We start from the raw sequence: 12,999 nt of genomic DNA on the forward strand, positions 1-12,999 counted from the left end.
CGCCACAGAAAGCCAGCTGTTCACCCCCCCTGTGGCGAGGGGGCTTGTCCCCCGCTGGGCTGCAACGCAGCCCCAAAACCAGCCACCTCGGTGTAGCTGGCGGAACTTGGTGAGGCGATTGGGGCGGCTTCGCCACCCAGCGCGGGCGATGCGGCGTTCCGACAAGCCCGCTCGCCACGAAAAGCCAGCTGTTCACCCCCCTGTTCACGGGGGGCATAGCGAAGCTCGCGCTGTGATCTGCCACGACCATGTCGCAACTCATCACCAGGCCAACTGCGCGCAGTTGGGTGTCGCGATCCTGCCGTGGGAGGGTGCTGGCATAACACGGTGGTCGAGAGCAACGCTGTACAGAAGGTCAAGGCAACCATCCTTGAGCTGTTCGAGGCGTTCGGGCGCCAGCCGGGATGGGCGGACGGGCAGTGACAAGAGGCTGGGGCTCGACGCGGGCGAATAAACGGTACCATTGCCGCGACTGGCCCACTGATCGGTTCAAATGAAGGAACAGAAGACATGATCGAAACCCGCCTGCTGCGCCAGTTCATTGCCGTGGCTGAAGAGCTGCACTTTCATAAGGCGGCGATCCGCCTGCACATGGCTCAACCGCCGCTGAGCCAGGCCATCAACCGCCTGGAGGGCAAGCTGGGGTTCAGTCTGTTCAACCGCAGCAAACGCGGGGTAAAACTGACCCCGGCCGGTGACGCGTTCCTGCACGCCGCCTACAGCACCCTCAAGGAACTGGAACTGGGCATCGAACACGCTCGCCAAGTGTCCGAAGGGATCGCGGGCACGCTGACAGTGACCGCCGTGTCGATCACCTACTACGAGTCGCTGCTCAATAGCCTGCGCCGGTTCCGCGAACACTTTCCCAAGGTGCAGTTGATCATCAAGGAGATGCCCTCCTCCAGCCAGGCCAAGGCGATTGTGGCGGGAGAAGCGGACATTGCCTTCATGCGCAAATTGCCGATTTCGGCGCAAAACGTCGAGTCGCGCCTATTGCTGGATGAAGAGATCGTGATGGCGCTGCCTGCCCACCACCCCAAGGCGGATGCTGGCCAGATCGATTTGCGGCACTTTGCTGGCGAAGACTTCGTGTTCACCCCCCAAGCCCTGGGCACTGGCTATCACAGCCAACTTATCGCCCTGTGTGAAGCCGCCGGCTTTTACCCCAGGGTGGTACAGGAGGCCGCGCAGATCCATACCTTGATCGGCCTGGTGGCCTGTGGCTTCGGAGTCGCGTTGGTGCCTGAATCGATTGCCCACTCAATCATGCGCGACAAGGTCGTGTTTCGGCGGATCGGCCCCGTGAGCGCGGCCCCCAACCCGACAATCGGCCTGTATATGAGTTGGAACACCGACAACCCATCACCGTTGCTGGACAGTTTTATCGCCATGCTCGATTTCAATCCTGCCTCGGTGCCATCAACCTGGGGTTAGTCGTCGTCAAAGGTATCAGGCAGAGACTTTTATAGTATTTCCCAGCGGGCGAGCGGCGCCCCATCATCACCACAAGCCTCGCTCGCCCTCCTCCCGTCACTGAGTTCTTATGCCTGCCGTCATCTACATTTTTTCACTGTGTACCTTCACATTCGGCTTGTCCGAATTCGTCGTCGCCGGCCTGGTATCGGCCATCTCCCTCGACCTGAGCGAGTCCATCGCGCAAGTGGGTTCGGCCATTGCAGCCTACGCCCTGGGTGCGGCCATCGGCGCCCCGGTCATCACCGCCATGCTGGCCACTTGGCGCGACAAAACCGTGTTGCTCCTGACCCTCGCCGTGCTGGCCACCGGCAGCGTAGTCATCAGCCTGGCAGCAGATATCGTGACCCTGCATGGCGTACGCTTCGTTATCGGCCTGGCGCACGGTGTATTCATGGCCGTGGCCTCCAACGCCGCGGTCAAGCTGGTTGACCCGCTACGGGCCGGGCGTGCGCTATCACTGGTGTGGATTGGCTTGACCCTGTCGATCGCCTTTGGCGTGCCGATCGGTACCTTTTTCGGCAGCTACTGGTCATGGCGCATGGTATTCCTGGCAATCGGCGGCCTGGGCTTGATCAGCACCCTGGGCCTGATACTGCTGATGCGCCAGCCACCCGCCGACGCACTGCACAAAGACCTCGGCCTGAAACAAAGCCTCGCCGCCCTGCTGCAGCGTGAACTGCTAATGGCTGCCAGCATCGCAATGTTGGTGAGCGTGGCGACTTTCTCATTTTTTACCTTTGTGTCGCCGTTCCTGCTGGAGATCACCCGCGTTCAACCACAGGTGCTGAGTTTTGCGATGCTGGTGTTCGGTGTCTGCTCCATCCTTGGCAACGTGCTGGGCGGTTACCTCGCGGATGCATTCGACGCCGACCGATGCCTGCTCGGCGGGTTGAGCGCATTGATGTTCAACCTCTTGGGTTTGTATGTGTGGGGCGACTCGATCATCGCCACCTTGATGCTGGTGGGGCTGTTGGGGGTGGTGTTCTTTGCCATTGTGACCCTGTCGACCCTGCGTTTGCTGCGCCTGGCACACCAGCATATTCCCCAATCCAGTGCAGTGGCTTCGGGGCTCAATATTGCCGCGTTCAACCTCGGCACTGCGCTGGGTGGCATCGGGGCAGGCTGGGTGATCAGCCAGTTCGGGCTGGCCTATATACCCATTGCGGGTGCCGGCGCGGCGTTAGTAGCCATGGGCGTGCTTGGGCTGCAGATGAACCATGTACGATTGAACAATCCCTGCCACCCAACGGTTTTGTAGGAACTGGCTTGCCAGCGAAAAACTCAAGCTCGCCGCGTTCCTTCAGGTTGCCCGCGTTATCGTTGACGATTTTCGCCGGCAAGCCGGCTCCTACAAGACGCTGCATTGATTGCATTGATGATGACTATCAAACCGACCGGCCTGTTTAATTGCCAACGCTGATTCCTATAATCGCCTCCACATTCTCCCCCGGCCTGGCTTCAGGCTGCATTCCCCCCGGATCTCAACACCATGCCAAGCGCCAGCCAGGCCCCTCGCAGCCTTCCCGAACATAATCAACAGAGTGTCAAACAGCAGTGGCTGGCGATTCTCTCGGTGGCCGTGGGTGCCTTTGCCCTGGTGACCAGTGAGTTCCTGCCGGTAGGCGTGCTCAATGATGTCGCCAGTGACCTGGGTATCACTGCCGGTCACGCCGGGCTGATGGTGACCCTGCCGGGCATCATGGCCGCCCTCGCCGCGCCCTTGCTGTCGGTCAGCATTGGCACCATGGACCGGCGCTATCTATTGATCGGCCTGACGCTGATCATGATCATCGCCAACTCGGTGGTGGCTTTTGCCAGCGACTTTGGCCTGCTGCTGTTGGGCCGCGTGCTGCTGGGTATCAGCATCGGCGGCTTCTGGGCGACCGCCATCGCTCTCAGCGGCCGGCTGGCGCCCAAGGGCGTGGGCGTCGCCCAGGCGACTTCGATCATCATGGTCGGCGTGACCCTCGCCACCGTACTGGGCGTGCCCGTAGGCACCTGGCTGAGCGGCCTGATGGGCTGGCGCATGACCTTCCTGGTCACCGCGCTGATGGGCGTCCCGGTGCTCCTGGCGCAGATATTCCTGCTGCCGCGACTCAACCCCGAGAAAGCCATCCACATCCGTGACCTGCCCGCCTTGTTTATCAACCCCCAAGCGCGGGTCGGGTTGATCGCCGTATTGCTGATCGGCCTGGCGCACTTTGCCGCGTACACCTATGTCGCGCCGTTCTTCAAGCACAGTGCCGGCTTCGACGGGCCAACGATTGGCTCGTTGCTGTTGCTCTTCGGCGTGGCTGGGGTGGCGGGGAATATTTTTGCCGGCTTCGCCGCCAACCGCAGCGTACGTCACACCCTGTTGCTGGTGGCGCTGATGATCGGCACCAGCACCGCCCTGTTCCCCCACTTCGCCACCGGCATGACCGGCGCAGCCATGTTGACTGGGCTCTGGGGTTTTGCCTTCGGCGCCTTCCCTGCCTGCGCCAGTATCTGGATGTTTGTCGTGGCGCCCAAGGATGTCGAACGCGGCATGCCGCTCTTCGTCGCGCTGTTCCAGGTGATTATTGCGCTGGGCTCATTCTTCGGTGGGCGGATCGTCGACCAGTTGGGCAGCTCGGTACTCCTGAGCCTCGCCACGGTGCTGGTGGGCTTCGGTTTTGTGACCGTGCTGGTGCTGGGGCGCAATATCAGCAACAGCCTCGCGGCCCAGCCCTGCTAGTGGGCTGAGCCCCCAAGTGTGGCTCTCCCGTCGGCAGGGGGAGCCTAGTCGATTTTACCAGACAGCCTGACTTTCGCTTTACCGATGGGGAACTCTTGCAGTCCCGCCCTCAATGCCAGGGAAACCCTGGTGTTTTGCGCGTCAACCTTCACTAGCAGGTCGATATCTTTTTGCGTGCCCAGCTTCTGGAAAAGATCAAAGATTTCCTTCTCATCGAAAGCGTCGATCCACACGCCATACCGGCTGCTACCGTTGCGCCAATAGAAGCCACAGAACTTGGGAATGGCCCTTTGTTCATAGCGATTATCCAGTAGAGCCTTTGCGAATATATTTTCTTGCTCGCCGTTGTAGGCGCTGAATGCAAAATCCAGCCATTCGCCCTCTTGCAGGACAACCACAGGTCTCCAGCTATATTTTTCCCGGTAGACGCTATAGGTTTGCGGCGCAGGATAGCCTTGCGCTTGGATTTTTTGCCGGATTTGCGGGCTGAAGGTCTTATAGGACGGATCATTGAGCATGCGGTCTGCATAGCCGTCTTTAAACATGTACTGGGCGTTGCTGTAAGCGCTCTCCTTGGTCATCGTAGTGGCCTGTGCCTGAAAGACCCCGACCTCCTTCTGGTTTCCCGCCCCGCTCAGCCAGAGCACCACCCGGCCCTGCGGCGCCAACCCGACGACAAAAGTGCTGTAGGTGTCTTTTTTACGGGTGTCCTGGTCGATAAAGCCCTCATCCAGGAGGCGCTTTATCTGGTCTTTGTCCAAGGCCCAGTTACCGGTATAGAACGTTCGCTCCACCAGCGAGTACCACGTAAATTCCAGCTGATAAGGCACACGCTTTTTTTCGATTGCGGTGGTCATCGTTCCACCGTGGTTGCCCCAACCGGTATTCTGCGTGCCCCAGATCGCGTCAAAACCGTAGGTAAAACCCTCAGCGATGATGGCGCCCCGGTAAACCTCCATAGGGTATTCCTGGGGTGCGGATACCGTTCCCGACCAGCTGTAAGTTTCAGCCACGTCGTTACTCTTGCAAGCCGTCAGGGAAAAACAGGACAAGACAGCAACCATCACTGTCATCAGGCTTTTTATTTTCACGCACCACTACCTCGTCATTGCCCATCGCCAATCGCTGCAGTTCCTTCTCCCGGAATCAAGACCATGCTCTGGGGGGAAGACAATGTAATGCCCATTTCCTGAAGGCGCGCCAGCAGGATAAACAGCAAATCGCTGCGGGTACCGGACACCGAGCGCGGGCTGTTGACGTAGCCGCTGACACCAATGATCAGGCCGTCCCTGGCCAAGTCCTTGAAGGTGACCGAAGGTGCGGGGGTGGCGAGAATCGCCTCATGCTCGGTAAACGACTGCATCAACAGTTCGCGAACTTTCAATACATCGGTGTCCAGCGGCAATGTGAGGGTGATACCCACCACGCCGAGCGCGTTGCCCATGGTGACGTTGCGCACGTTCTGCGAGATGAACTGTGAGTTGGGCACGATCACCGTCGAGCGGTCGGACATCTGGATCTCGGTGGCCCTGACATTGATCCGCCGAATATCGCCCTCGACCCCACCCAGGCTGACCCAATCGCCGACTTTCACCGGCCGTTCGGTCAGCAGGATCAGCCCGGAGATGAAGTTCTGCACAATGGCCTGCAGGCCGAAGCCGATCCCCACCGACAAGGCACTGACGACCCAGGTCAGGCTGGTCAGGTTGATGCGCAAGGTCGACATCACCAGCAGACTCAACAACACAAAGCCCAGGTACCCCACCAAGGTGACCAGGGACGCACGCATGCCGGCGTCCATGTTGGTTTCCGGCAGCAGACGCTCGCTCAGCCAGCGCTTCAAGGTACGCACGGCGAACAAGCCGATGACAAACATCAGCAGCGCAGCGAGGATGTCCTGGGGAATGATATGCAGGTTGCCCAGCGTCTTGCTGGACTCGCCCAACTGGCTGAAACCCTGGAGCAACTCGCTGGGGCTGGAGCCCGCCGGCAAAAAGGCCGCCATCACTGCGGTGAGCAGCAACAACGTACGGCCGACGCCAGCCAGCACCGTACAAGCCTGGGCCTGGTGCCGTGGCGACAGCCCCAATGCGTTGGCCAGTGCCAGGCCGCTGGGCTGTTTGGGCGACAGCAAGGTTTCACAAACGTCGCCGTAAAAGGCGATCAGCAGGTAGGCCGTCGCCGCCACGACGCTGACCCACAGCAGCTTGACGGTCAGGAAGTACGCCAGGGACAGGTAGCCGGTAAACAACGCCAGGACAATCACCGCCACCCATATCGACGCGACAAAAGGCAGCATGCCGGCGAGCCCGCCCGGGCGCTCCAGCGCAAGCTTTTTGCGCACGTGGCGCACGCGCAGCAACGCGGCGATAAAGATCAGCGCCGTGGTCAGCGCCGTCAGGCCATTGAGCGCCACGGTCAACGCCAGGCTGGCGCCCGTGACATTGTTGATCCGCTCTTCGGTGGCCACCAGCATCAAGGCCACCGCCAGAATCGCCGGGAAAGGCCCAAGCGCACTGGCAATCTCATCGGCAATGGCCGGCAACCGCCAGGACGGGCGCGGCAGCATCAGCAAGGCGCGTCCAAGGCCTGCAATAAACGCACAGAAGGTGGCCAGGGTGACCAGATGATCGGAAAGCCGGGCCAGGTTTTCGCTCAAGACGGCATTGCTTTCCAAGCCCCAGCGCATCAGCGAGACGGCGCCCATGATCGTCAGGATCGACGATAACCCCACCGCCACCGCCAACGTGCTGCGCCGCAAGCGACCCTCCGGCAGCCAGCGGATCATCGCCCAGGTCAGCAGATGCTCAAGCAGTCGCCTGCCGAAACTCCAGATCAGCACTGCCGCCAACAACGTGCTGAAGAACGCCCAACGGCGCTCGGGGCTGACCGCAGTCTTCAAGGCGACAATGCCTTCGGCCTTTAGATTGTCCAGGCGTTGCAGGTCTTCCGGGGTCGGGCGGATCAGGGTCGACCAGAACGTGGGGCTGAAGGGAGTGTCGGTACGTGAAGTGACCTGGGAATTAAACAGATTGCGCCGCAGGTTGACGATCTGCGCAGCGAGCTCGCGGCTCGTCTGGCTCAGTTGTTTGGCCTGCTGCTCATCGTCCAGCAGGCTGTTCTTTTTGCGCGTCAGGGCATTGCGCTGGTCGGTAAGACTCTGCGCCTCCCCTGGCTGGGCCTCGCCCAGTACCTTGAGTTGATCGTCGAGGCGCTCCATCTCGGTAGCGCGTACCGTGAGCAACAGGGCAGCCTGTTGCTGTACCTGCAGTGCACCCTGTCGAAACTCCGCCAGCTTCTCGTCACTGGTGCTGATCGGCACGCTCTGGCGAATCAGCTCAAGCTGTTGGCTGAGCTGCTTGAGGTCGGCGTCTTCGGGCAACAGCGGCAAACTGTCGACGACATCGACTGGCGCCGGCGCTGCGGCCGCATCTGCCCATCCCGGCAGGCTGATAGCCAAAACCATGGCCAGCAAGGCCTGGCAGATGACGCCCCTATACATTCGCCGCATCACTTCACCCTTTTGTGTCTTTTTTCCATTGGCATTATGGACCGCCAGGGCAGAAAGGAAATTCCGCCCTGACGGCAAAAGAGTAGAGGCGGCGTTTTCTTCTCAGTCAACCAGCGTGGCCTTGGGCGCCAATGCCCACGGCGCCATCAAGCGTTGCGGGGTCTGGCAGGTCTTGCGCTTGAACACGAAGTTACGGCACTTCTCGGCGAACTGTTGGCGGTTTTCCACCATGTCCAAGCGCATCTGAGCCAGCTCGTTTTCGCGGCAGCGTTCAATCTGTTCAAGGTCCAACTGGGCTTTGCGCGCTCGATGCAGGGCGTACTTTTGATCGGTCAACGCAGCGCTGGCCTGTTGCAGCAACCAGGCGCCAAATGCCCGCGGGCAGTGTGGACCGATATCCTGGATCATCCCCCACTGCCGGGCCTGGAAGGTACTGATCGGCAGGCACTCTTCGATAAGTTTATGGGCGATTTCACTGCCGACCGCGCGCGGCAGGCTGTAGGTCCAGTATTCAGAGCCATACAAACCCATGGTTTTGTAATGCGGATTGAGTACCACACCTGCCCGGGCGAATACGATGTCGGCCGCCAGCGCCAGCATCACGCCGCCGGCTCCGGCGCCACCCGTCAGGCCACTGACCACCAGTTGCCGGGCCGTCAGCAGCTCCTGGCAGACATCGTCGATAGCCTGGATATTGGCCCAGGCCTCCAGCCCCGGCACCTCGGCCGCCTGAATCACGTTGAGGTGCACACCATTGGAAAAGCTCCCGCGCCCGCCCCTGATCAGCAGCACCTGGGTGTCCCGGGCCTTGGCCCAACGCAGCGCAGCGACCAGCCGCTGGCACTGTTCGGTGCTCATGGCACCGTTGTAGAACTCGAAGGTCAGTTCGCCAACATGACCGGACTCTTGATACCGAATCGGTTGATACGCCATCTCGTCGAACCCTTGGCTGGCAATCGAACCGTCCAGCACCGGTACACCCGCCAACTGCCCAGCAAGTACGTGACGGGCCGGCAATTTGAAGGTTTCCTCGCCGGGCTGGGCCTTGCGCTTGAGTGAGCCGATCCACAGGCTGTGATCGCCGGTCGCGACCAATACCGCGTCATCCTGCACCGCGAGGATTTCCCCCGGCGTACCGCGGCGCGAATCCAGGTGCGCGTCATACAGGTAATACTGCCCGCCGGCGAGACTCGCCAACACACCGGGCTGGCCGTCGGCAGCATCGATATTGCGTTTGATGAACCGGGCGCAATCGTACCAACCGAAGGTACGATCAGCCTGCTTCATGTTCGGCTGCAAACGTCCGATCACGTCAGGTTGCGTGTAGTCCAGGGGCGTCGGCACGAAACCGCTGGCAAACTTACCCACCACGTCACGGATGCAATAGAGCGCAGCGTCACTCACCGGACCGTTGTACAACTCGGATTTACGCACATCGGCGGGCATGTCGAACTCACAGGTCGACCAGACCGGGCCGGCGTCCATCTCCTCCACCGCCTGCAACGCGGTGACGCCCCAGCGCCTGACCTGCTGGGTGATGGCCCAGTCCAGGGCGCTGGCGCCACGATCGCCCACGATCCCCGGATGAATGATCACCACCGGGCGGTCCGCATTGCTCCAGAGCTGCTGCGGTACGCGGTCCTTGAGAAACGGGCAGATCACCAGATCCGCCGCCGACTCCTCGATCTGCCGGCATACCGTGGCTTCATCGGTGAACAACACCACACTGGGCTCGTGCCCCGACTGACGTAAATCCAGCCAGGCCCGTTGGGTCAGACCGTTGAACGCCGACGACAGCAAAATAATCTTCAATGACTGCATGACTGACTCTTCCTTGAGAATGCATGGCCGGTGGCTCTCCATGAGCCATCCTTGGCCTTTTATGGAAACGCCAGCATAGAGGGTGTGTCAGGTGGGGTAGATGATCGAGATCAATCTTGTGCCAGCAAGTGTGTCTGGTGAAGCGCGGGGGCGTTATCCATCATGCGCAGCGCCTCAGCGTTGCGTGCCGCTGTCAGTGGCTGTCCCACCGCCCCTCTGACGATGGATGCCAGTTTGGCGGGCTCTGCGCTCAATCGCAGCACTATCCGGTCGACCTTGAAAGATCGCTCCTACGTCTTTACCAAGCGCTTCCGAAGGCCCCGTCCGAAAAACCCGACAGTCACGAAAAATGACGAGCCCTTCTTTACAATAAACGTTATGTATTCAGTTGTTCTGGGCAAGAAGCCCACATATCCATTCATCTCATGAAGAATCAGGATCATGCTAAATACTTCGTTTTTACCCACGCTGCGTGCCGCCCTCGGTACATCCCTGCGGCCCCGACAGCTCGACCGAGAAGAAGAGCGATTGATCCGCTACTACCGTTTATTGTCAGAGCAGGATCGTGAAGCAGTGCGCTGCCTGTTGTTTGCAGTCAAGGAAACCAGCCGGTCCGAATGCATTTAGCAGTCGCAAGTGATGTCAGCCGATTCAGCGACCAAATAAAGCGGAAGGCTCTAGGTCCGATCGGACTATTAAGACCTACGACCAGAAACACAATGTTTTTGCGCACCTCTTTGGCAGTACGCTCCAGTTGCTGATGGACACGGGCATTGACCCACTGAAAAGTGCGCCCACAAGAACTGGATAGGAGTGTTTCAGGGAAGAGCGCAGCAAAAGCCATAGAAAGACTTTTCTTGGGACGAAAAAAATGGACCTCTTTTCAGAGATCCATTTTTTAATGTTTGGAGCGGGAAACGAGACTCGAACTCGCGACCCCGACCTTGGCAAGGTCGTGCTCTACCAACTGAGCTATTCCCGCGTCTTGGTGGTGTGCATTCTATAGATTCCAGAACACACGTCAAGCCCTTGATTCAAAAAAGTTTTATTTCTTTTCCACGGTCGTGCGCAAGTGGGGCCACGCGGCGCGCAGGTATTGCAGCATGGACCACAGGGTCAGGCCGGCGGCGATCAGTAGCAAGGCGTAGCCCAACAGCACCCAGAAGGTGAAGTTCGACGGGTTGGCCAGCAGGATGACCAGCGCCAGCATTTGCGCGGCGGTTTTCCATTTGCCCATGTTGGACACGGCGACGTGGGCGCGTGCGCCGATTTCGGCCATCCACTCGCGCAAGGCCGATACGACGATCTCGCGACCGATGATCACGGCAGCAGGCAGGGTCAGCCACAGGTTGCCGTGCTCCTGGACGAGCAGCACCAATGCCACGGCAACCATCAGCTTGTCGGCCACAGGGTCAAGGAACGCGCCAAACGGCGTGCTCTGCTCCAGGCGTCGTGCCAGGTAGCCATCCAGCCAGTCGGTCGCGGCCGCGAAGGCAAAGACCGAACTGGAGGCCATGTAGCTCCATTCATAGGGCAGGTAAAACAGCAAAATGAAGATCGGAATGAGCAGGACGCGTAGAACGGTGATCAGATTAGGGATATTCATCGGCACAACTGGCTACGAGGTGAGAAGGCATTCTACTCGCTGTGTAGGTTTGCATAAATCAACTCAGCGAGCTTTTTACTGATACCGGGGGCTTTGGCTATTTCTTCAATGCTGGCACGGGACAATTCCTGCAATCCACCAAAATGTTTCAACAGTTCACGCCGCCGTTTTGGCCCTACCCCTGCAACCCCTTCCAGGGTTGAAGTACGCCGGGTTTTACCACGTCTGGCGCGGTGGCCGGTAATGGCAAAGCGGTGGGCTTCGTCACGGATCTGCTGAATCAGGTGCAGCGCCGGTGAATCGCCCTTCAAGGTGAACTCATGGGCCGCATCATTCAAGTACAACGTTTCGAAACCGGCCTTGCGCGTCGTGCCCTTGGCCACGCCGAGCAGGATCAGGTCGGGCACCGCCAGTTCGTTAAGTACATCACGGGCCATGGACAACTGGCCCTTGCCACCGTCCACCAGCAGGATATCCGGCAGCTTGCCCTCGCCGTCCTTGAGTTTACTGAAGCGCCGGGTCAAGGCCTGGTGCATGGCAGCATAGTCGTCGCCCGGGGTGACGCCTTCGATGTTATAGCGGCGATAATCGGATTTGATCGGCCCTTCCGGCCCGAACACCACGCAAGATGCCACCGTCGCCTCGCCGCTGGAGTGGCTGATGTCGTAGCACTCCAGGCGTTGCGGCGGCTCGTCGAGTTTGAGCACGTCAGCCAGCGCTTCAAAACGCGCGGCCACATGCTGGCGGTTGGCCAGACGGGCACTCAGGGCCTGCTCGGCGTTGGTCACCGCCAGTTGTTGCCAGCGCGCACGGGTGCCGCGCACCCGGTGGCTGATGTCCAGTTCGCGGCCGCGCAGTGCATGGATCGCGTCGATCAGTGCAGGGAAATCCTCATGCACCACGTTGACGATCAGTTCGCTCGGAAGGTCGCGCTCGGGGCTGCTGACGTAGTACTGGCCGAGGAACGCCGCCATGACTTCGGCCACCTCCTCCTCGATTCCCGTCTGGGGAAAGAAATTCTTGCTGCCCAGCACCCGGCCGCCACGCACGCTGATCAGGTGCACGCAAGCGCCACCTGGATTGACGAAGGCCGCGATCACGTCGACATCACCGGTGCCACCTTCCATGCTTTGCTGATCCTGCACCCGCCGCAACAAGGACACCTGGTCGCGCAGTTCGGCGGCCCTTTCGAAGTCCAGGACACTGGCTGCCTGCTCCATGGCGCCGGACAGTTCATCCGCCAGGGCATTGCTGCGCCCTTCAAGGAACATCACCGAATGCCGCACGTCTTCGGCATATTCCTGGGGCTCGACCAGCCCGACACAGGGCGCCTTGCAGCGCTTGATCTGGTATTGCAGGCACGGGCGGGTACGGTTCTTGTAAAAGCTGTCTTCGCACTGGCGCACGAAAAAGGTCTTTTGCAGCAGGCTCAAGCTCTCGCGGATCGCCCCCGCGCTGGGGTAAGGGCCAAAATACTTGCCCTTGCGCTTCTTTGCCCCGCGATGGATGCTCAGGCGTGGAAAGTCACCGTCCGACAGAAACACGTACGGGTAGGACTTATCGTCACGCAGCAGAATATTGTAGGGCGGCCGCCACTCCTTGATCAGCGTCTGCTCTAGCAGCAGCGCCTCGGTTTCATTGGCGGTGATGGTGGTTTCGACCTGGGCGATACGCCCCACCAGCGCAGCGGTCTTCGGCGCCAGGCCGGTCTTGCGAAAGTAGCTGGCCAGGCGCTTCTTGAGGTTCTTGGCCTTGCCGACGTACAGCAGGCGCGCCTCGCTGTCGAACATGCGATACACGCCAGGCCGGCCACTGCAGGTCGCAAGAAATGCACTCGGGTCAAACGCGGCGGTTATTTCAGTGGCTTGC

Annotated in this window: 8 protein-coding genes and 1 tRNA gene; 3 read left to right on the top strand and 6 right to left on the bottom strand. The window is 60.1% G+C overall.

Annotation, left to right across the window (positions count from 1 at the left end):
* Positions 1–510 precede the first annotated feature (510 nt).
* From GDV60_RS15225 to GDV60_RS15235, 3 genes are all read left to right on the top strand, one after another.
* Complete coding sequence (locus tag GDV60_RS15225) at positions 511–1,434, top strand: LysR family transcriptional regulator (RefSeq protein ID WP_159907963.1); 924 nt, start codon at positions 511–513, stop codon at positions 1,432–1,434.
* A gap of 109 nt (positions 1,435–1,543) precedes the next feature.
* The gene (locus GDV60_RS15230; protein ID WP_159907965.1) at positions 1,544–2,734 is read left to right on the top strand and encodes an MFS transporter; all 1,191 of its coding nucleotides are present in this window, start codon (positions 1,544–1,546) and stop codon (positions 2,732–2,734) included.
* A 231-nt stretch (positions 2,735–2,965) separates the two neighbouring features.
* Positions 2,966–4,192 carry an MFS transporter gene (locus GDV60_RS15235; RefSeq protein ID WP_159907968.1) on the top strand — a complete coding sequence of 409 codons (1,227 nt, stop codon included), beginning with the start codon at positions 2,966–2,968 and terminating at the stop codon, positions 4,190–4,192.
* A 44-nt stretch (positions 4,193–4,236) separates the two neighbouring features.
* Here the strand turns inward: GDV60_RS15235 and GDV60_RS15240 are convergent, their stop codons facing one another.
* From GDV60_RS15240 to uvrC, 6 genes are all read right to left on the bottom strand, one after another.
* Entirely contained in the window at positions 4,237–5,283 is a 1,047-nt protein-coding gene (locus tag GDV60_RS15240) for a DUF2931 family protein (protein WP_159907971.1), read from the bottom strand.
* Between the two features lie 14 nt (positions 5,284–5,297).
* Positions 5,298–7,706: a DUF3772 domain-containing protein gene (locus tag GDV60_RS15245; RefSeq protein WP_371923782.1), complete on the bottom strand. Its 2,409-nt coding sequence runs from the start codon at positions 7,704–7,706 to the stop codon at positions 5,298–5,300.
* Positions 7,707–7,805: 99 nt separating this feature from the next.
* The gene (locus GDV60_RS15250) at positions 7,806–9,524 is read right to left on the bottom strand and encodes a hydrogenase maturation protein (RefSeq protein ID WP_070996120.1); all 1,719 of its coding nucleotides are present in this window, start codon (positions 9,522–9,524) and stop codon (positions 7,806–7,808) included.
* Between the two features lie 906 nt (positions 9,525–10,430).
* A tRNA-Gly gene (locus GDV60_RS15255) sits at positions 10,431–10,506 on the bottom strand.
* Positions 10,507–10,569: 63 nt separating this feature from the next.
* The gene (gene pgsA, locus GDV60_RS15260) at positions 10,570–11,130 is read right to left on the bottom strand and encodes a CDP-diacylglycerol--glycerol-3-phosphate 3-phosphatidyltransferase (protein WP_029293776.1); all 561 of its coding nucleotides are present in this window, start codon (positions 11,128–11,130) and stop codon (positions 10,570–10,572) included.
* 32 nt (positions 11,131–11,162) lie between these two features.
* Complete coding sequence (uvrC, locus tag GDV60_RS15265) at positions 11,163–12,986, bottom strand: excinuclease ABC subunit UvrC (protein ID WP_029293775.1); 1,824 nt, start codon at positions 12,984–12,986, stop codon at positions 11,163–11,165.
* Positions 12,987–12,999 lie beyond the last annotated feature (13 nt).

The sequence above is a fragment of the Pseudomonas sp. DTU12.1 genome, assembly GCF_009873475.1.
Classification (GTDB): Bacteria; Pseudomonadota; Gammaproteobacteria; order Pseudomonadales; family Pseudomonadaceae; genus Aquipseudomonas; species Aquipseudomonas proteolytica.

Bases quoted from the DNA above. Each gene is read 5' to 3' on its own strand.
- pgsA (WP_029293776.1), bottom strand. From the start codon at position 11,130: ATGAATATCCCTAATCTGATCACCGTTCTACGCGTCCTGCTCATTCCG.
- GDV60_RS15250 (WP_070996120.1), bottom strand. From the start codon at position 9,524: ATGCAGTCATTGAAGATTATTTTGCTGTCGTCGGCGTTCAACGGTCTG.
- GDV60_RS15225 (WP_159907963.1), top strand. From the start codon at position 511: ATGATCGAAACCCGCCTGCTGCGCCAGTTCATTGCCGTGGCTGAAGAG.
- GDV60_RS15230 (WP_159907965.1), top strand. From the start codon at position 1,544: ATGCCTGCCGTCATCTACATTTTTTCACTGTGTACCTTCACATTCGGC.
- GDV60_RS15235 (WP_159907968.1), top strand. From the start codon at position 2,966: ATGCCAAGCGCCAGCCAGGCCCCTCGCAGCCTTCCCGAACATAATCAA.